Annotated in this window: 22 protein-coding genes and 1 pseudogene; 1 reads left to right on the top strand and 22 read right to left on the bottom strand. The window is 41.7% G+C overall.

Translation table 11 applies throughout. From position 1 onward, the window contains the following. Positions 1–274 precede the first annotated feature (274 nt). The 8 genes and pseudogenes from RSX24_RS05580 to RSX24_RS05615 form a co-directional block, all read right to left on the bottom strand. Positions 275–3,892 (bottom strand): S-layer homology domain-containing protein, encoded by a 3,618-nt coding sequence (locus tag RSX24_RS05580; RefSeq protein WP_343259910.1) that lies wholly within the window; start codon positions 3,890–3,892, stop codon positions 275–277. Between the two features lie 444 nt (positions 3,893–4,336). Continuing rightward, positions 4,337–4,753 carry an ABC transporter substrate-binding protein gene (locus RSX24_RS05585; protein ID WP_343259911.1) on the bottom strand — a complete coding sequence of 139 codons (417 nt, stop codon included), beginning with the start codon at positions 4,751–4,753 and terminating at the stop codon, positions 4,337–4,339. A 34-nt stretch (positions 4,754–4,787) separates the two neighbouring features. Then, positions 4,788–5,384: pseudogene (locus RSX24_RS05590) on the bottom strand (chloramphenicol phosphotransferase CPT family protein). Between the two features lie 263 nt (positions 5,385–5,647). Next, positions 5,648–6,196 carry a hypothetical protein gene (locus tag RSX24_RS05595; RefSeq protein WP_343259912.1) on the bottom strand — a complete coding sequence of 183 codons (549 nt, stop codon included), beginning with the start codon at positions 6,194–6,196 and terminating at the stop codon, positions 5,648–5,650. Between the two features lie 197 nt (positions 6,197–6,393). Continuing rightward, entirely contained in the window at positions 6,394–7,119 is a 726-nt protein-coding gene (locus tag RSX24_RS05600; protein ID WP_343259913.1) for a hypothetical protein, read from the bottom strand. After that, positions 7,086–7,256: a hypothetical protein gene (locus tag RSX24_RS05605; RefSeq protein ID WP_343260078.1), complete on the bottom strand. Its 171-nt coding sequence runs from the start codon at positions 7,254–7,256 to the stop codon at positions 7,086–7,088. Before RSX24_RS05605 ends, RSX24_RS05600 begins: the two co-directional genes overlap by 34 nt. A gap of 93 nt (positions 7,257–7,349) precedes the next feature. Further along, positions 7,350–7,916 carry a histidine phosphatase family protein gene (locus tag RSX24_RS05610; protein ID WP_343259914.1) on the bottom strand — a complete coding sequence of 189 codons (567 nt, stop codon included), beginning with the start codon at positions 7,914–7,916 and terminating at the stop codon, positions 7,350–7,352. A 187-nt stretch (positions 7,917–8,103) separates the two neighbouring features. Continuing rightward, the gene (locus RSX24_RS05615) at positions 8,104–8,397 is read right to left on the bottom strand and encodes a GNAT family N-acetyltransferase (RefSeq protein WP_343259915.1); all 294 of its coding nucleotides are present in this window, start codon (positions 8,395–8,397) and stop codon (positions 8,104–8,106) included. Positions 8,398–8,718: 321 nt separating this feature from the next. On the opposite strand from RSX24_RS05615, the gene RSX24_RS05620 reads away from it, so the two are divergent. After that, positions 8,719–9,093, top strand: a complete 375-nt coding sequence (locus tag RSX24_RS05620; RefSeq protein ID WP_339276829.1) for a hypothetical protein — start codon at positions 8,719–8,721, stop codon at positions 9,091–9,093. A 489-nt stretch (positions 9,094–9,582) separates the two neighbouring features. On the opposite strand, the gene RSX24_RS05625 is transcribed toward RSX24_RS05620, so the two are convergent. From RSX24_RS05625 to RSX24_RS05685, 14 genes are all read right to left on the bottom strand, one after another. Beyond that, entirely contained in the window at positions 9,583–9,912 is a 330-nt protein-coding gene (locus tag RSX24_RS05625) for a DUF3024 domain-containing protein (protein ID WP_343259916.1), read from the bottom strand. 186 nt (positions 9,913–10,098) lie between these two features. Then, a complete protein-coding gene (locus RSX24_RS05630; RefSeq protein ID WP_343259917.1) occupies positions 10,099–10,455 on the bottom strand; it encodes a hypothetical protein in 357 nt (118 codons plus the stop codon). Between the two features lie 301 nt (positions 10,456–10,756). Next, positions 10,757–11,350 (bottom strand): zinc dependent phospholipase C family protein, encoded by a 594-nt coding sequence (locus RSX24_RS05635; protein ID WP_343259918.1) that lies wholly within the window; start codon positions 11,348–11,350, stop codon positions 10,757–10,759. A gap of 197 nt (positions 11,351–11,547) precedes the next feature. Further along, the gene (locus tag RSX24_RS05640; protein ID WP_343259919.1) at positions 11,548–11,694 is read right to left on the bottom strand and encodes a tyrosine-type recombinase/integrase; all 147 of its coding nucleotides are present in this window, start codon (positions 11,692–11,694) and stop codon (positions 11,548–11,550) included. 20 nt (positions 11,695–11,714) lie between these two features. Continuing rightward, positions 11,715–11,990: a tyrosine-type recombinase/integrase gene (locus tag RSX24_RS05645; protein ID WP_343259920.1), complete on the bottom strand. Its 276-nt coding sequence runs from the start codon at positions 11,988–11,990 to the stop codon at positions 11,715–11,717. A 313-nt stretch (positions 11,991–12,303) separates the two neighbouring features. Beyond that, positions 12,304–12,477, bottom strand: coding sequence for a hypothetical protein (locus tag RSX24_RS05650; protein ID WP_343259921.1), 174 nt, complete (start codon positions 12,475–12,477; stop codon positions 12,304–12,306). A 132-nt stretch (positions 12,478–12,609) separates the two neighbouring features. After that, positions 12,610–14,409 carry a serine hydrolase domain-containing protein gene (locus tag RSX24_RS05655; RefSeq protein WP_343259922.1) on the bottom strand — a complete coding sequence of 600 codons (1,800 nt, stop codon included), beginning with the start codon at positions 14,407–14,409 and terminating at the stop codon, positions 12,610–12,612. A gap of 284 nt (positions 14,410–14,693) precedes the next feature. Continuing rightward, positions 14,694–15,347 carry a lysozyme inhibitor LprI family protein gene (locus tag RSX24_RS05660; RefSeq protein WP_343259923.1) on the bottom strand — a complete coding sequence of 218 codons (654 nt, stop codon included), beginning with the start codon at positions 15,345–15,347 and terminating at the stop codon, positions 14,694–14,696. A 232-nt stretch (positions 15,348–15,579) separates the two neighbouring features. Then, positions 15,580–15,723 (bottom strand): GrpB family protein, encoded by a 144-nt coding sequence (locus tag RSX24_RS32290; protein WP_438286772.1) that lies wholly within the window; start codon positions 15,721–15,723, stop codon positions 15,580–15,582. 120 nt (positions 15,724–15,843) lie between these two features. Continuing rightward, positions 15,844–16,614 carry a nucleotidyltransferase domain-containing protein gene (locus RSX24_RS05665; protein WP_343259924.1) on the bottom strand — a complete coding sequence of 257 codons (771 nt, stop codon included), beginning with the start codon at positions 16,612–16,614 and terminating at the stop codon, positions 15,844–15,846. A gap of 717 nt (positions 16,615–17,331) precedes the next feature. Continuing rightward, a complete protein-coding gene (locus RSX24_RS05670; RefSeq protein WP_343259925.1) occupies positions 17,332–17,667 on the bottom strand; it encodes a hypothetical protein in 336 nt (111 codons plus the stop codon). A gap of 125 nt (positions 17,668–17,792) precedes the next feature. Continuing rightward, complete coding sequence (locus RSX24_RS05675) at positions 17,793–18,557, bottom strand: Nif3-like dinuclear metal center hexameric protein (RefSeq protein ID WP_343259926.1); 765 nt, start codon at positions 18,555–18,557, stop codon at positions 17,793–17,795. Between the two features lie 151 nt (positions 18,558–18,708). Beyond that, entirely contained in the window at positions 18,709–19,191 is a 483-nt protein-coding gene (locus tag RSX24_RS05680) for a DinB family protein (RefSeq protein ID WP_343259927.1), read from the bottom strand. 122 nt (positions 19,192–19,313) lie between these two features. Continuing rightward, complete coding sequence (locus tag RSX24_RS05685; RefSeq protein ID WP_343259928.1) at positions 19,314–19,913, bottom strand: hypothetical protein; 600 nt, start codon at positions 19,911–19,913, stop codon at positions 19,314–19,316. Positions 19,914–20,030 lie beyond the last annotated feature (117 nt).

Below are 20,030 nucleotides of genomic sequence, written 5' to 3' on the forward strand. Positions count from 1 at the left end.
CCCCTTTAATCTGACGAATGTGCTGAATATATACAGGATTATATGGGATATAAATGTGCAGTGACTCTGTAAAACCTTTAGTTATGGTAATAAAAACAAAAAAGGAAGGCTCTTCTTCCTCCCATAGGGAGTCAAGTGACCTTCCGATGCCTTCTTAATTATAATGGTAAGCCCCCTCACTGTAGCAGGTTTTATCAATACACTGCCTACCGAAAAAGGGGACAAATCTATTCCTTACCTCTGCTCAGCTTAGAAGCTATGAGCTATTTCATGGTTAACCCAGCAATTGATCTATCGTGGGATTCTCTCTCAGTATGCGCATGATCACCGTTAACGCTTCCGCCCTCGTGAGGTTGGCGTCCGGTTCAAACCTATTTTGGCTCTTGCCCTCGAGTAATCCAGCCCTTGCAGCCGCTTCTATGATCTCCTTCGCCCAATGCTTGGGTGCTACATCAACGAATGTTGGGGCATCGCCAGATGGACTATCCTGAAAAATCAGAATTTTCGAAATCATAGCAACCATCTCGGCTCGTGTAATCCTCTGATCAGCACGGAACGTTCCGTCAGAGTACCCGTTGATAACTCCATTAGAAGCAAGAATTTCTATAGATTCTCGCGCCCAGGAGGTCTGGATATCCCGTAACTCAATCCTTCCGCTTCCTGAACGTAGGGCAAATGCTTTAACAAGAAGTGTGCTGAACTCTGCTCTCGTAATAGAAGCATCGGGTCTGAATCTGCCGTCTGGGTAGCCATTGATTATACCTATCTTGGCAGCGGATAAAATATCTTTGGAAGCCCAATGGGACGCCACATCCTGGAACGTTACAGAGTTACCCGCCAATGCCTCTCGTATAAAAGCTAAGAGCCGATCGGTTTCAACAAGAGCGTGAAAATACTTGGTCTCCTGAGCAGGAGGCGTTGAAGGGTCCGATTTAGCCGGAGTGCTCGTATCGATTGAAGTGCTTGTATTGGTTGAACTGCTCGTAGAGGATTCTGGCCCCGAAACTGGCGCGCCGGTTACTGTTACGTTTATATCTACCGATTGGGTTCCATAGACAGCACTGACGACAGTACTGCCTGTCGTTTTACCTGTAACTCTCCCACTGATAACATTAGCAATTGACGGATTGCGAACAGTCCAGGTTACCGATGAGGTCACATCCATATGCGCCTGATCTGAAAAAATAGCTGTAATCGCCACCGATGCCGTCTGCCCGGTCAGTACGCTTAACATATTTGGAGTAGCCCTTAAGCTGCTTAATGCCTGCAAGGTAACGCTCTTCGTTGCCATGCTGCTAACTTTGGTACCATCGCTTACAGTGAAGCTGATCGTGCGCGTCGCCGCATCGGGAGAGACGGATGTATTATTGTAAGTAACTGCTTGCAATGCGTTCTGCCACTGTGCCAACGTTGCGGTTCCACCTGCGGACGTCAGCGTCAGCACGCCCATGAGAGCATCATAAGTCGCCGTAATATTTCCCATCGTCGCCCCATCATTGATGTAAGCCAGTACATCTTTTCCCGCGTCGAAGTGGCTCGTGATGCTAACCGTTGCGCTGGCCAAGGTTGCATTGTCCAGGTCTGATACCGTCAGACCGCCGTCAATAGCGACCGGAGTCGAAGCTGTACTATTCCCTGAAATGTAATTGGTCGAACCACCACTCGTGGTCACAATTGGTGACTGGTCGGTGGCCGTCACCATCACCGTTCGTGTCGCTGTATTGCTCATATTGACGCCGTCCGTTACCGTGAAGCTAACCGTACGTGTCGCCGTATTTGGCTTGATCGCCGTATCTGTATAAGTAATTGATCTCAAAGCGGCTTGCCACTGCGCCAATGTTGCAGTTCCGCCCGCGGATGTCAGCGTCAGCTCACCAGTAGATGCATTATAACTGGCTGTTATATTTCCCATGGTCCGCTCGTCAGTGATGAAACTCAGCACATCCTCTCCAGCATAAAAATTACCTGTGATCGCCACTGTTGCGCTTGCAAGCGTAGTGCTGCTATCTGCGCTTACCGTTATGCCAGGGTCGATAACGACCGGAGTGGAGGGCTCATTATCCCCAGCCACGAATGAAGCCGAACCGCTACTTGTGGTCAGACTCGGAGGCATCATCACAGTTACTTCTACTGTATGTGTAGCAGCAGCGCTGGTCTTCGTTCCGTCGCTTACAGCGTAGCTAATAATGCGCTGCCCTGGCGTGGCGCTCGTGCTCGAGAACGAAATTCCCCTCAACGCACTCTGCCACTGCTCCAACGTTGCGGTTGCGCCTGATGATATCAGCGTCATCACGCCAGTAGATGCATTATAAGTCGCCGTAATATTTCCCATGGTCGCCCCATCATTGATGTAAGCCAATACATCTTTTCCCGCGTCGAAGTGGCTCGTGATGCTAACCGTTGCGCTGCTCAATGTCGTATTGTCCAGATCTGATATCGTCAGACCGTTGTCCATAGCCACCGGAGTCGAAGCTCCAGAAATGTAATTGGTCGAACCACCACTCGTGGTCACGATCGGTGTCTGGTCCGTAGCCGTCACCGTCACCGTTCGCGTAGCCGCACTGCTTGTATTAACGCCGTCCGTCACCGTGAAGCTAACCGTACGCGTCGCCGTAATTGGCGTGATCGCTGTATCTGTATAAGTAATTGATCTCAAAGCGGCTTGCCACTGCGCCAATGTTGCAGTTCCGCCCGCGGATGTCAACGTCAGCACACCAGTAGATGCATTATAACTGGCCGTAATGTTCCCCATGGTCAGCCTGTCATGGATGAAACTCAGTACATCTTCTCCAGCATGAAGATTGCCTGTAATCGCCACTGTTGCGCTTGCAAGCGTAATACTGCTATCTGCGGTTAACATTATGCCCGAGTCGATAACGACCGGAGTGGAGGGCGCATTATCCCCAGCCACGAATGAAGCCGAACCGCTGCTTGTAGTCAGACTCAGAGGCGCGATCACTGTTACTTCCATAGTATGTGTAGCAGCAGCGCTGGTCTTTGTTCCGTCGCTTACAGCGTAGCTAATGATGCGCTGCCCTGGCGTGGCGCTCGTGCTTGAGAACGAAATTCCCCTTAACGCACTCTGCCACTGCGCCAACGTTGCGGTTGCGCCTGATGATATCAGTGTCAGCACACCGGTAGATAAATTATAACTCGCCGTAATATTTCCCATGGTCGCCCCATCATTGATGTAAGCCAGTACATCTTTTCCCACGTCGAAGTGGCTCGTGATGCTAACCGTTGCGCTGCTCAAGGTTGCATTGTCCAGGTCTGATACCGTCAGACCGCCGTCAATAGCGACCGAAGTCGAAGTTCCAGAGATGTAATTGGTCGAACCACCACTCGTGGTCACGATCGGTGTCTGGTCCGTAGCCGTCACCGTCACCGTTCGCGTAGCCGCACTGCTTGTATTGACGCCGTCCGTCACCGTGAAGCTAACCGTACGCGTCGCCGTATTTGGCGTGATCGCCGTATTTGTATAAGTTATTGATCTCAAAGCGGCTTGCCACTGCTCCAACGTTGCAGTTCCGCCCGATGATGTCAACGTCAGCATGCCAGTAGATGCATCATAACTGGCCGTAATGTTCCCCTTGGTCCGCCCGTCATTGATGAAAATCAGTACATCTTCTCTAGCATAAAAATTGCCTGTAATCGCCACTGTTGCGCTTGCAAGGGTAGTGCTGCTATCTGCAGTTATGGTTACGCCAGAGTCGATAGCAACCGGAGTGGAGGGCGCATTATCTCCAGCCACGAATGAAGCCGAACCTCCAGTTATAGTTAACACAGGACCCGTAGCTGCGAAGGTGGTCGGCGTAATATAATTACCGAGTCCCGTCTGGAAGGTTAATGCAATGGTAAGCAGGACCATCAATTTACGTATTACGTTCTTCATTGACTATTTCCCCTGTCATTTAAATTTAATCCTGAATGTGCAACCATTGCTGTAAGGTAAGCAGCAGACTATATTTAGTCAATGTGTTCTCATATTCGATGGATACTATATCTCCTTTTCTACTTAGATAAAACCCATTTTGCGACATTCTCGAAGAGAATTCCTGTGCTTTATGAACTATTTTTAGGACTTTAAGCATATTTTTTCGATTTTCTTTAGTGTAATATGGATCTAGCCTTCATAACGTCTGCATTGTGAATGTTGACTATATTACATCGTATGAAACATACCGTTCCGATAACGAAACTTACTCTTCTTTTATCTGTACCTCGCTAAAAACTAAAAAACAGGCCACTTTTCCCCCTCCTGAGACAAAAGATGACCTGTCTATACGTCTGGTTAGATAATTCACTAGCCTCTCTATAGGTGGCACAGGATTTACCCTCACCCCAACAACGCCTGCTCAATCTGATCCACAATCCCATGGATACCCATCAGCCCATAACAACCAATCCACATCGCGGCATCAACTGAATGCACCTGCTGTCCCTCAGCCCCACCAACCATTCCCAGGACCCGTTGCTCTGTGGTCGATACCCCATCCTGCATAAGCTGATTACTCAGCAAGAAGTAATGACTCGCTTGTACAGCCGGTAATCTCTCAACCGAGATAAGATAGGCCGTGTCAGAGGTGTCTGCTACAAATAACGGAACGCGCAGACCTAGATCACAGTACAGCACTGCGCCTGTCCGATGACCCGCCGAATGGACGCGCACGAGAGAATCCAGTGGAGGGATCAGAGCTACGCTTTTTCCTGCCAATACCGTAGCCAGTTCTTCCTGCTCAGGACATATAGGCAATAGTCCCTATGGTGTGATCTGAGGCATTCACCTTCTATAAAACACTAACCTCTCTTCTGCTTAACTTCTTAAATGCAGAGTATTCCTGCTCAGACTTCATATAGCTTAATATCTTTTCTGCACATGCAGCCGAACTGAGTTCTTCCGTATTCACTTCCAGATCATATTCATCATAGGCGTAGATGTAGTCGAACTGGGAATGGGCAAGTCCAATCTCGCGATCTCCCCTGCTCTGCTCTCTTCTGGCGAGTTCTTCTTTGGAGCAGTGTACGCCTACAAACAATATCGGATAATCTTAAAGCAAATCATAAAAATCATTAAACCACTTGTCATTGCTGATGACCGTATCCATGATGACATTCAAACCCATTTCCGAAAACAGTTTAATGGTTGCATAGTACAATGAGCCAATCGGGCCGAAAAGGGTATCTGACATCACATTGGCTTCCAATTCTCTTGTTGGTTTCATATCTGGATATGTAGTATCGATGAACTGATCATAATTATGGAGAAATTGATCTATAGATAGATGATGGAATGGAATCTCTCCCTGCTTTTTCATTTCCATCGCGATGCTCGTCTTACCCGAACTTGATGTTCCGTTCAAAAATATAATGAGTCCTCGTTCCACATCAATCACCCTTATCTTTTAAATTGGCTTATCTTTAAGAGTACGTTCTTTTGCATCACTAATTTGGAGCTGTTTCAAGCGCATAATCCAAGGGTTCATTCAACTTGTATAGGAAGCTTCCTTGGTCTCCCCCTTATTTTCAGTTTAGCTTTGATTCATCTTTTCTCTCATGTGTTATCATAAATTTAAAGAAAGACCAAGTGCGTCAACACTTAGCCTATACCATTGGCTGGGATAGTTTATTCCCTTCTTTCCTGACACCTTTACCTCGCTCCATCTGATGCTCCTCTCTCTTTCATAATATATTGTTTAAAATACTCCCTAAATACATCATACATGGCCTGCATTTCAATAATCTCGTTCCGAAACTTATCCTGTATCTCTTCTCTTTGTTTATACTCAAGCTCAATATTGAATTCTTCAGCTTCATATTCATTTAATAATTCAAAGAAGTATTCACAAGGCTCTTTCACAGCCTCACAACTGTCTGCATACTGTCCTGACCCCAGCAAAAAGCTGGCCCAGGATATTTCTCTTCTATCGTACTTTATGTACAAACAAGCAATGTATTGATCGAATAATGAGTTACGGTAATCATCAACAAAAGGTTCTGAGAGAATGTATTTGTTAACGATTTCAATAGCACTGCCTTGATAACGCACCGCAGCTAATTCTATGATCCAGTACGGCGGTTTCGTGTATGCAAGGATAATGTCATCACAAAAAGGCTGAAAGTGTTTGTACCAGATCAGTTTACTCTCGAGCATAATGCTTAGCTTACAAGCAAACTCTTTCGTAGGTTCGATCTTCATACCGATAACTCCTTGTTCAGCAAAATATTCAACATGACTTGGAGGCTTAGAATATCTCCGTTTAACATATCAATGTCTCTCCAGGTGTTCTACTTCAAGAGTAAACGTACGATTCTACTCCACTTTCATTCTTCTTTTTCTTGTCCTCTGTTTTGGCTATGGGACGTTCTGCCGCTAATTCCCAGCCCCAACGCTCTTTAACGCTTGCCAATGAATAGCTTCGTTTGAGTCCAGTGAAGGTTATAGCCATAGCGGTATAGCTCAAAGTAAGGATACAGGCAGTCTTCCGCCTCCTGCAAACCTTGATAACGGGGCCATTGCAAATAATAGGCTACCCAATAATCGCAAGCGATAGAATAGTATGCTTCGCTCAAGATTTCGATGTTTTCATCGTAATCGCTGCGTGAGCTGAGAAGTTCTCCAAGTGCTTCGTAAACGGTATCGCGATCTTCCTCATCCGTGCCTTGAATCGCTCTTTGCTCTAACTTGCCAATTTCCCCTTGCGGCAGCACGACGACTTCCGTCAGACAGGCCAAATCCTGTAATGCTTCCTTAGCCATGTCCGCTGCTTCGTCATCCTCCGGTACCATGGAGAACAGGCCTTTCAATCCTCGAATTAACTCCTCCCCCAGGCCACGCAGCGTTGCCTCCGAAGCATCCTCACGTCCACCGTTGAAATAACCTGGTACATATTCGCCGGTGAAGTCTTCGGGATTCAACATCTCGTAGATCGGACGTATTCTGTCCAAGAAACGCTGGCCGTCTGGAATCGGCTCAAACACACGTTCAACACCTACTCCCGATGGCACAAACCACTGGAAAAATCCGTAAAGATGGTCTGCTTCAACCTGCTCATCATCTTCCGGCTCAAACTCTTCACCGCCCATCGCTAACAAATAGCGGCCATATTCCTGTTGATCCATGAATATCCCCCCTTCTTCTCGGTCCGATCGCACGACCACTCTCTCCATTTTTCTGTAATATCTTCATCCTCTCCAATGTCCAATCCAGCCAGCCTAGCCGCCTTGTCGATAAAACCAGCCAATTCTTCACGTTCCATGTCTCAATAAATCACCCCCTCCATATTCAATGATATCTATATTTTACCTGCATCCACATTTACAAACAAGTGTTCTCATGCATTATAATTGCCCTATTCTTCCCACAGCCTTGTCACTTTCTCTAGCTCCATCTCTTCAAATTGTAACTGGTAGATATCCGGTTTGCTGGTCTGATTCATAAAATCCAATCCGTAAATTGAATCAAAGTAATTCATCATCAACGTCATCACATGTCCGTGTGTGCCGATCGCTATTTTTTTCCCCTTATCATCTTCTAAAATCTGCTTCAATACACCTACAGCTCTACTCTGGCAAACCTTGTTCGACTCGCCTCCCGGTAATGCATAATCAGGATCTTCAAACATCCTTTTCGCAGCAGGCTCAAATTCTTCATCAGCAATCATATCATCTGAAAAATGCCTTTCCCGAAGATCCTCCATAACCTGAATATCTAATTCCAACTCTGCTGCCAGCCCCTCCAAGGTTAGAATAGCCCTGGCATAAGGACTTGAGATCATAGACTGTATTCCTTCATCCTTTAATATTTCTGTGATTTGGGCCGCCTTCACCTTACCCTCCAAGGTAAGTCCCCTCGTTCTCTCCGTGCCTTCCGTGTATGGTGACTCCGCATGCCTAACCATGTAAACGATGGTCTTCATAGGATCCTCCTTGCATAGCAAAGTGTGAAATCGAATTGCAAACTATCCTTACCTCACTCAACCAAGTGTCTGTGCCAATCAACGCAGCATACCAAATTATAAACAGGTTTAGGCTGAGGACATATCTACAACACACACAGCTGGTATACAGCATGAACATATAGAGTAATGTGAGCCAGCCATGAAGCTACTTACAAGTAAAGGTTTGATACCTCTTCTCATTATCCATTCTAATTTTTACTTCACCTTCTGAAACTTCTTCTATTACCTTATCCCAGAACTTCTGTGCTGGTACATTCTTTAATAGCTGATAAAGCTCCCATTCTCCACTAGATTTCTTCAAAATGTGTTCTGCAGCCTTTCTCCCAACACCCAATCTCCTATATTTACGAAGAACAAAAAAGTGAGCTAAATAATTGTACTTCCTAACATCATCAATTTCCTTAGTCAAAATAAAACCAGCGATCTCTCCGTTCACCACTTCGAGTGCAGTACCATCTTCCGATCGCTGTTATCCCCAGTTTGATCCCTTATTTCAAGGGGAAAATCCGGTGATCAGTCTATGCTTCCGATGCTTTCTTTCAGAAAGCTTTTATGCGAACGCTTTGCTTCTCCAGATTGGTTCTGCCTTTCCGTTGCCATAAAAAATTCATTGAATTTTTCGACTATATCAGCGCTCTTTGTCATACGACCGACACCTATCCTATTTTAGTAAAATCAGACTATTACCCTGCTCTATTTGTCTACACCATTCCTAAAAACCGCAATACACTATATCAACCTTAGAAAAGGAGTGATTTAGTTGGCAAATAGTGATGTACGTCTTTCACTTTGGTCTCGTAACAATTTTTCTGGTCGTCGGATCCTCTTCAGACGTGGAGGGGTTGCGGTTCGTGATCTTGGAGCATTTCGGTTTGACAATGCGCTTTCAAGCTTTCGACTCAGAAATGTTGTGCAAAGCACTCAAGTAACACTTGTACTGTTTTCGGGAATTAACTTTCAGGGGTCATTCCGGGTGTTCCGTGGCAGTCAAAATGTGGCTAACTTGGGTAATTTCAATTTCAACAACGTCACATCTTCGTTAATTTTGGTAGGCCGCAATCTTACTAACACGGAAATATCTCAAATTCAAAGCACTGGAAGAGCACCTCGAGACATTCTTATTATAAGACAATAACACTAAATAATATTGGGATAGGAAAACGACAGTCTACTATACCAGCGGCAATCTAGGGCTTATTTATCGTCCAAGGCTTACGATTTTATTGAACGCAACAAAGGCTCAGGGTTGCTTATTCTACGCCCTGAGTCTTTTTTCAAATTGAATTTGGTTATTTTTTAACCATCTTTCTCTAACTGCTGAGTAAAAGTAGTTTTACCAGAGCCCGCTACGCCACACATCATTACCACCAATGAAACAGTTGGATCTTTCTAAAGAATCATATCTTTTTTTTCAGAATTCTCATACATCAGTATTCTCCTTTCATCTTTGGTTTAGCTATGTTTATATTTTTGTTTTGCGCTGATTTCCTATAACGTTTCTGTATTCATGAACCCGAAGAGTTGTCTGCTGAAATGCCCCCTCGAAATCCACCCCACAGACCCAGGCTCCATAGGAGCCGCTGCTTGAATATTATGTTATGAGATGTCATTGGCTTCTTCGATTTTATCCCCAGAACAGTCCGTTATGCCCTTCTTCCACGATCTTTAACTGTTTTTCAAAATCTTCATTCGGTTCTATGTCATCTATGAAATGCCATTTCCCCTTGCTGTCTTGCCAATATATTTCCCATTCGTTTTCATCTAATCTGAACTGAGCTACAGGCATCTGCACCCATTGATCAATTTTGTATCCTTGTCTTTCTTCAATTAATGTCACTTGATTTCCTCTGATCTTATAACTGATTTTAATCTGGTTTTTCACATGTTCTGGTGCTGCATTTTGTGTATATTTGTCCATGATTTTCATAATCCGCTTCTTTGTAAAGTCATCCATGGATTTTGTTTCTCCTGCCCTGATTCGTTTTGCCATGATTATATCACGATGATGTCGCATAATGTTCCTGTATTCACGACCCGACGCATGTCGGGTATCAGGCGACTGCCGGATAAGGGCGGATGCCCGCAGTGTGAATATTATGTTAAGCGTTGCTTCTGTGTTTCTAAGTTCACTTCATCATTCCTACAACGTTTTAATCTTTAATTCTTTTTTCATGGCATACCAATTTAAAATTTCTTTATGTGTTCGATCAATCTTTGTGTGATATCTTTCTTTATATTCTTCTTTAATATCATTCGGATCATATCCGTACCATCTCTCACAATTAATCAAAAGATCACGAACTTCATCGAGCGACTCTTTAAAAAGAAGTTCTAATAGGGCTGTAGTTAAATCGTCATGCTCATTATCTGGAGCGCCATTTTCTACTAAACTTACAGGATCAAATCGGTTAACGATTTCTCTCAGTTCCAAAAACATCTTTGAATCTTTGGAGATTTTTATTTCATTATTCTCGTTAGCCTTGTCCTCGAATTTCATTCCTTCTCTCCTTACTCAATGTTTACATTATACTCATATGCTACGTCTGATTTACTCTCGCCGCGCGTGCTCCGTTTCCGAATCTGCTTCGTCGGTTTAATCAGACTTCAACCATTCTCTGCTCTTAACTTGATCCTAATCAGCCCTTCAGAAGTTACGCTTAACGTTCCTGTATTCACGACTCAGCGTATGCTGAGTGTCCGGCGTATGCCGGACCCAGGACGAATGTCCGCAGCGTGAATATTATGTTATATGTTGTCCCTGTCTTCTCTGAATCCGCTAATGATCCTATTCTTCTTACTTACATATATTTACTCAAATTCATTATTCCCACATTTACTGATGTTTCGATATATCCTTTGATCTGTATAAAACTAAAGACATTCAGTGCTCCATCTGCGTCTTGTTCTTCATATTCCATATCTCCTAATACATAAGGAACGAATTCGAGTGCATCACGATATTTTACTTCATCCAAATCCATAACTTCACTAGCTTTATTCAGGATTGCATTTCTCATTTCATCCGTACATCCATAATGCTCTAACAGCTTTCCATTCAGTAATTTAAAATCATTATGGTAAAGTGGATAAACTCCCGGATCTTCCTCCATTCGATTTCTCAGCCAAGGCATATAAAATCCCTTCATCCACTGTTCATCTGCAATTAAATGGGCAAAATAACCAAGCACATACTTGTTATTTGAATATGAGTTGTACTTGTCTAAAAATTCTTGATAGTCTATGTGTCTTGTAAAGTTCTGATGTTCACCTCTGTAGAAGTGAGACTCGTCTTTTGTAGCAACAGCATCTGGAGCAACGCTACCTAGTAAAAACGAAGTTCTATCTTCAATATTCAATCTTTCGGCAATTTTATGACCGATAATCAAATGCATGATTCTGGATCCCATAATATAAATCACTCCATGGTAATTTGATCTTTATGCTCTTACAGGGATTACATATAACATCTAATTTATGTACTTCGTAAATACCACACATCCTGTACGTTATCCGAACTACGTATATGATAACCCAAAATGTTACATTTGCGTAGAAAAGTTTGGAGAATAAGGGAGACTTCGAGTGGCCCTCAATCCCCAAAATCCATCCGATCCAGCGGGCTTTGAATACGCTGGATATTCTTCGAACTAACATGCGTATATCGCTGAGTTGTACGTGCGCTCGTATGACCAAGCAGCTCCTGAATGTAGCGCAGGTCTGTCCCGTTTTCCAACAAATGAGTGGCAAAGGAATGCCTCAGTGCATGAATACTTCCTTTTTCTCAATACCTGCACGTCGTCTTGCTTCTTCAAAAACCTTCTGCACGCTCCGCTCGGTAAGATGTCGATCAGAAGATTGCCCCGGAAACAGCCAACGATTAGGTCTATATTCAGCCATGTATTTCTGCACGATATCCCAGGCAAGATTTGAAAGAAGCGTCTTCCGATCCTTGTGCCCCTTCCCCTGTCTCACGATGATTGTTTTCCTTTCAATATCCAGATCACTGCAACGCAGACGCAACCTTATTTGCATAGTTATGTTTTCTCCGAAATTCTGAAAAACAAAAAAGGAAGGCCCTTTATCATCCCATAGGGAATCAGACGACCTTCCGATGCTTTCGAAACATTTATGATGTTGTAAAAGTAGAGGATAAGCATAGCAAGTTCAATGACAAACCTCTACTCCATAGCATCTACTCAAGCCTGCACTACTGATCAATTTGTCCTGATGAATAACAGTAGACGATTAAACCAGCAGATATTTCGTCAGGGGATATCTCTTCCCCAAACATATACCGATATTCTTCTTGTCGGCTATAGAATGATTAATTTGAGTAGAATCAACTTCAAATATTTGTTCTTCCCCATCCGTTTTTTTTAATGATTATCTGTGCACCGATTATCTCTTTGATTGTTGAAGGAAGTAGTCCATCTAACTCTGCATTGGCACCCATAACGACGGTTCCGAATTCAGGTGTTTCAAAGACTAAACCAACGTCAAACAACATTTTAGCTTCCATTCTTTGACCACCTTATCCTTGATCTATGAATAACTTACCTTTGACATCCTGCATCCTGTGATCGGCATTACGAAGTCTAACCATGGCATCTCTCCATATGCTTAAGTCATCCATTTATCAATTCCTACTTTTCTAAACATACAAATTCCATCCGACGATAAAAACAGCCAATATAAAAGCCGAGATGCCAGACATGATGTACATCACCTTTTGCTTTTTGCCGTAACTGCTCTTCCGCAGTTTATAAATAAGCAAGCCAAGATACGCCACGGCCAGAACTACATATAGTAGGTTAAACCCTAAATGAATGCGTAACGAAGAATAAGCGGGATAACTTGGAAGTCTGGTAAAGATGATAAAAAGATTCAGAAGCAGCAACACACCTGCGAAATGAATGGCAAAATAATATGTATCAAAATGAGTTGGAGGATTTCCTCGTTTTTTAAATTTGTAAAGAAGCATCCGGATTAAATAGCCGATCAAAGCACCTAAGCTGAAAATGATAGCTAGCGCTACAGGAATAAAAGATATTTTAATCAAGTTTACCTTTAAACTCGAAACAGGCAAGTAATCCAGGTAAGGAGTGTAGGAAATTTTCTCAACAACGCCATTATGCTCGACCACATTATAAAGACTACTTAACTCCGCTTTTGAAAATTTGGTTATATCCAGCTGCCTAAATAAATCGGTAAATCTAGAGGCAGGCCGTCGTGCGGATTGAAAATATCCTCCTCCCTCAGAAGTAACCGAATTAACGTATGTGCTGTTACCGAAGATTTTGCTAATAAGCCCATAATAATAAATTTCCTCAAACGCAATGTTCGTCATGACCACCATTCCAAATTTGGATTTGGGATCAAAGACAACTTTACTTGAAAATCCCTTTAAATTCCCCTCGTGTAACAGTGTAGGTACCCCGTATTCCATCTCAACGAACCCATGCGCAAATCGCGGTATCGAAGTCCCATCATAATATAGACTTGTTGACAACATTTCGTCTAACGTATCCCTCTTCGCAAATAATACATGGCTATCATCAACAGGCATCAGCGCTGCAAGGAATTCCCCTAAATCTTCTGCTGTCCCCATGGCTGCCCCAGTAGGATAAAAGGTTACATATACTCTGTTCTCAGGGATCCGTTTCAACTCTTTCGTATACCCTTCAATCTCATTCCTTCTTTGCACGAGGTCTGGACGATTTTGCCCCGTTGGATGAATCGTAGTGTCGTTCATATGAAGCGGTTCAAAAATATGTTGATTAACATATTCATAGAAAGGTTGGCCACTTACCAATTCCACGATGTAACCGGCTAGTCCAACGCCATAGTTTGAATAACCAACGACGCTATTCGGTTTGTAGATCTGTTTCGGCTCATTTTTACGCAACGTCTCTCCTAAATCATACGTTTCATTCTCGGCGTAATAATACACTTCGGTCGCCGTTTGATCTTCCCAACCCGCATTGTGATGCATCAGGTTCATTAGGGTAATCGGTTCATCGTATTTGAGCTTTTTGAAAAATCCCTCTGGCAGATATTCTCTGATATCCGTCTCCAAATCAAGCTTTCCTTGTTCGACAAGCTGCATCACACTTGTATAGACCAACAGTTTAGAGATCGAAGCCCATTCAAAAACAGTGGACGTGTCTGCCTTTCGCTGATTCTCAATATCCGCAAAGCCATATGCCTTATTCACAATGGTTTCACCATCTTTGATCGCCACAACGGAAACGGCAGCCGTATACTTCTCATAAGAGGCAACATAAGCATCAATCGTTTCCTCTAACTCGGATAAAGGAATCCTGGATGGTGTAGTCTCAACCTGTTCTTGTTCAGCGTAGGCAGGTACTGTTATTGCCATAATGACGAATATGAATGACAGAACGCAAGCGATGACTTTGTTTACGATGTAACACCTTCGACTGATTTGCATGAGCTACACTCCTTTTTATTTAAAATAACCGCTACATATAACCCGTTCATGTCCTTCATACTTTAATGATCCTCCATTCGATCAGATATGGCCGCTATTTCGTATACGCTTTCATATGAGTTTATATGGATCTCATCCACGAAATCTAATGTGTTCAGCTACCTCTACTTCCCCGAATTTCATCGGCCGGATCGAGGGCCGAATGGCCCTGAAGCGTAAATATGGTGTCATGCACCGTTTGTCTTCGAACCATCACCTAAAAACCTTTGATCAAGATTCCAACTCTATTTTTTACTTCGGTATACAAACTCAACTTCACCATCTAGCAAATATCGATATTCAAATAATTGCATTGTTCTTTCCCTAATTCTCTCCCGTATAATCGTGCCTAGGCTTACCGATCCTTGTGATCCAAGGTAACCATTATCAATAAATGTCTTCTCTACAAATTTTGTTTCCCTTAAGTGATACTGTAACCATTCTTTCTGCGATTCAATTAATGCTTCTCTTGGTTCTCTATCCAACTTAGAAAGAAGCTTTTTATATATTTGATTCAACTCTTTATCCCAGATCTCTGTATATTTGCTTTCCAACGCCCCCCATTCCAATGTTGTAATAATCTCTTTGGAATTTTGAAATTCATTTAATTCCACTTCATAATCATGATCTATAGGATTTCGAAGCATTTCATCATAAAATTCCCCACTCAAATCGTAGGTCCCAATGCTCATGGATAACACTTCATTATTAGAAGGATCCGATCGACCTTCAGTTATTTCTTTCGATTCTGTTCCATTACCTGTACTCACTGCATCAGGAGGCAGTTTAGAATTCATTATTGATTTAGTTTCGCTGTTTAAGGTAGTCGATTGACTACTATTTTGACAAGATGAAAACACGATCGTCATAAAAAATAATAAGAGTATCTTTCCTTTCATAAATTATCCCCTTAAATATTTTCTTTTATATTTACCGGTAATGGCGCATAACGTTGTTGTATTCACGAACCCGAGAGGCTTTAAAGGACCATCAGCGACAGGGTTAAAGACTTAGCCTCGTAGGAGTTGTCTGCCTGTTACGACTTCCTCGAAATACCTTTGGCAGACCAAGGGGAGTCAGGTTCGCAGCGTGAATATGTTGTTATATGATGTATCCACCCCCTTGAACTACCTATAAAGTCTTTCCACATTCATTAAGTACTTTATTTACAAATTCGGTCTTCCCATTCGTATAAGACTGGCGAATTTCTCTATATTTAATAACCAGCTCTTTCTTTAGATTGGTATATTCGACTACAAATTCGGGATTGCTAATTAATGGGCATACTTATAGTTGTGAGGCTTGCCGAACACCTATGCAGTGACGTCCCGACGGGCTTAGGGGGCTGGATGTGGTCACTCTCTTCTCAGAGTGACCCGGAACGTCAATATGGTGTTAGTCAAGGGAAGTTCCGGAAGCAGCCATGGCATTTAACGCGTTCTCAAAATAGCTATATATTTCATCTGCAATTCCCAGAAACTCTTCAACAAGTACATTATTACTATCCAAGTAACAAGCATACAGATAATCAACTAAACCGGAGTCAATCTCGCAATAGTTTAATATGGCATTCTTCATCTCAATAATGTCATCTTGCCATACACCTGTATCTACTAAAACCAAAGAGTATAATGCACGAATTAATCTTTTCGAATACCCTTTAATATATCTAGTTTTCATCGTGTGATCACTAGCAGTAGAAAGTGAACGACGTACACGACCTACTTCTTCCGTGGTCTCTGTATTTAAGTCTAGAATGAACTCTGGAGAAATAATGATCGGTGGTACTTTTTCACCAATGTCATCACCATACATGCAAACACAAATAATCTTAACCCAAAAACCCCACTCATTCGGTTTACTTAATACATCGTCAATCGAGCAAATGATCGTATCAATCTTAGTGACTATTGGATATTCTTTCAAAAGCCTGTCTTTAATATTTGTCAATCTTTCGTAATCAATATCTTTGGGATTTACACAGACAATAGTAAAGTCCGCATCTGACTTAAAAGGTTTAGCAGTTCCTTTTGGAATCGAGCCACACATATATATGCTATGAATCTTACCTTTAAATTCGGTAAGTATATTTTCTATATACTTATCAACCAAATCCTTATATTCACTTTGTATTTCAATTCTATTTATAACTTTTTCTAATATCATATAGACTCCTCCTAAACTAAGAACTTCTTTCAGCTAACATCTAATTTATGTACTTCGTAAATACAACACATTTCGCCGATTATCTGAACTACGTTTATGATAACCCATGTTGTGACATTTCCAAAGAAAAATATGGAGAAAGAGGGGATTTAGCACAGTGATCACTCCCCCATATCCAGACGGTCCAGCTAACTTTGAATACGCTGAATATTTTCAGTCTAACATGCGTATATCGCTAAATCGCTGCAACGCAGACGCACAACTTCACTTACACGAAGCCCGGAAAAATAAGTCAGAAACAATATGGCCTTATGTTTAGGGTTGGTTACGGATTTGAGTAATTGTGCAACTTCCTTTTCGGACAACACTTGTGTAAGCTTCGTCTGCTTCTTGGAATGAATTACTGGACTTGCGTTGGGTGATGAAGTACATGTTTGCAATAGAAACTGATCGCGCTGATGGTCTGGTTCACGCTTAAGAATGGGAAATCCTTCGCTCAAGCAAATTTAAACAATGCGCCTGAACATTGGATGTAGTCACATCCCTTTTCAAATCCTTCACGAGGCGTCCATATCTCTCATTTTCCGCAAATTTCGCATATATGAATGAACTTTCTATTCGTACTCTCTACAATTTACAATGTTTGAAAGTTTCGTTTCTTTAAAATTCATTTCCATATCGCTGCATCACTTCCCACACATATCGTCTAGCCATTATTTATGATGATAATAATTTCTTTGGGTCATAAGCAGTAAGAAATTGACCAAATCCATCCTCAAGCAAAAACCTTGAGAACTGCCGCATACACTGTCCCTTTCGTTCAGGATTAGGTAGTGGCTTTTCGGTTTTAAGAGTGATAAATATTTCACCGTTCACAAATGAAATTTCCAAATATTTCTTAAGGCTGACCTGTCGCTTCGTTGCATTCTGGTAATAAGAATTCAATCGAGTAACTACTGCTTGAATCTGCTTTTGAACAACTGAATCACTAAGCTTGGATCTATACTGAGGGTTCTTGAATGTCATAGTTAACTTGTAAACGTTCTGATACATACGATCTATTCCTCCCATTCCAGTAAGTTATTCTTGATCTACTCAATAATCAATGCATCTACATCCCTGTTTAATAGACGAATCTGAACCAGCCTTTTTACCATTTCCGGGCCTGTGAGGTCATCCTATCCCATCACTTCATTATGTTCTTCGATTAGTTGAAAAACTTCAATGTCCTGAAACTTCTCTTGAATCTTGTGAGCCAGTGACCTTACTCCGAATATCTCAGTAAATGTATGGCTTCCAACAATAATATTCATATTTATAAATTTTGCATATTGAATAGAATATAATGACTTTTCACCAGTTATATACACATCACAATTGCTTTCTAGAGCTTCCCTTATTTGGTTCGTTCCATTTCCTGCACCTGTAACCATACCTATTCTTTTAATTTCTCTGTTGTTATATTGTTGAAAATAGATTTTCTCACCTAATAGATTTTTCATTGCCTCGACTAGTTTGTCCATTGTAAGTGGAGTGTCGATCTCTCCAATTCCAATCGTGCTTTGACCTTGTACGTGACGAGACTGTTGAATAATATTACTGGCTCCTAATACTCTAAGCAATGAATTACATGTACCGAACTCTGCATAATCCAATGGCAAATGAATATAAAAGTGTGCGATATTATGTTCTTTTAATAGCTGTACGCATCGTTCTTTCATTCCATAAACAAAATCCCACGCATCGTGGTGGGTAACTATTAAGTCAATATTCTTTTCGGCAGCCTGTAACACGATTTCAGGAGTAATGTTTGTTGTGTAGCCTATTTTTTTATAATTTCCTGATGAAAAATTACAATAACCGTACTCTTCATCTTCTTTAAAATCCTTGAGTAAATGACCAAATAACTCATCCATATGCGATCTGAATCGTTGAATGTTCATCCGTGTGTTCCCCCCAGGATCATTATTTTAAGCGGTCTTGCCTAACGTTTGGCTTCCTGACGTTCAAGCAGGTTTAAGTACTATATGGAAAGGTCCTCAGACTTAGCTGGTTGAATGCATCGTATACTTCCACTTCTTAAAGATCCGATTTTCAACCTATACTTATCCATTGTTTCTTAAGCATCATGATCTGACCAATGTGATACGCATTATGAATACTTAAATTGGATACCACGCCCCACCAAGGAGCATTGAAATAGGAAGGAATCTCTTTGATAAGTTTGAGATCATCACTTTCCTCAAGGGCTTTATTCCAACCATTAAAGACTGTTTCAAGTCGCTCTAAGGTCTTTTTCCACTCAAAATCATTTATCGTATGTGGATTCACGTAAAAAGTATCATCATTGTTTATTGAACTTTCTAATTCAAATTGTCCGACGTTATACCTCTCAAGCCACTTCTCATTCCAAAAAATAAGATGATTTACGATCGACCAAATGGATTGTTTACTTTCATTTTCCCATGCAGCTTGTGCAGCATTTAAATCTTTTAAAATGTCATGGAGCGGAATGAACCAACTCTTATCGTTATAACAGGCGTTTAATTGGTCTATAAGAATAGATTTATAACTCATCCTTGTACCTCACTTTTCGATTTATCTATAACGCTCCCCGTATTCACGACCTCGAAAGCCTTAAGGAATCAGTGACTGGGTCAGAGACTGAGCCTTGCAGAGGTGGTTGCCTGAGTCCGTTACTATTCGTCTTTCAAAAACCATTGAAGCATTTTCTGTTTCATTCGATCCGCTATTTCTTCATCTCTTGCCATGATCCATTGATATAAAGGTTCGTTTATAAATTCTAGTAAATCATTTTTGCATTTCTCAAGACCATCTAACAGCTCTTTATAGGTAAACCTGATACAAAATAATTCTTCCTTCTGTGTTACTGGATCATCTGACCACACTAAGACATAATCTTCATAATATATAATTCCAGGTGACGGATCATGCCCTAACCATGGACTTTGTTTTGCTTTAATTGAATTAATTATTGTTTGTAGCTCTTCAAGTCCGCAACAACAGCCAGGCATAATAAACGTTTCTTCATCCTGTATAAATGTAACCCCGCCTAAAATAGCAACTTCATCTTTCTCCAAAAGCTCTTTGAAAGATTCTTCAAAAGACATCGATGCATCTATACTGTTGTATCCAAATAAATGCAATAAAAACAATTCAACTTCATTTTCACTGCTATTCGAGGATAAGAAAGCAAACTCCTTCCGAGCCACTTCATTCTCAATCCATACAGGCTTATCATAATAAGGTTCTCGAATTACAGGTTTCATATAAGGCATCTTTGATTCCACCTACTTGGGTTGTTTATAAAAATGTCAATAATGTCTGCAGGAGCCGCAGCCTTAATTCAGCTTCCATTATTGCAAAGTATACACCCATGGCAATTTAAATAGATA

The sequence above is a fragment of the Paenibacillus hubeiensis genome, from assembly GCF_032334105.1.
Lineage (GTDB): Bacteria > Bacillota > Bacilli > Paenibacillales > Paenibacillaceae > Paenibacillus > Paenibacillus hubeiensis.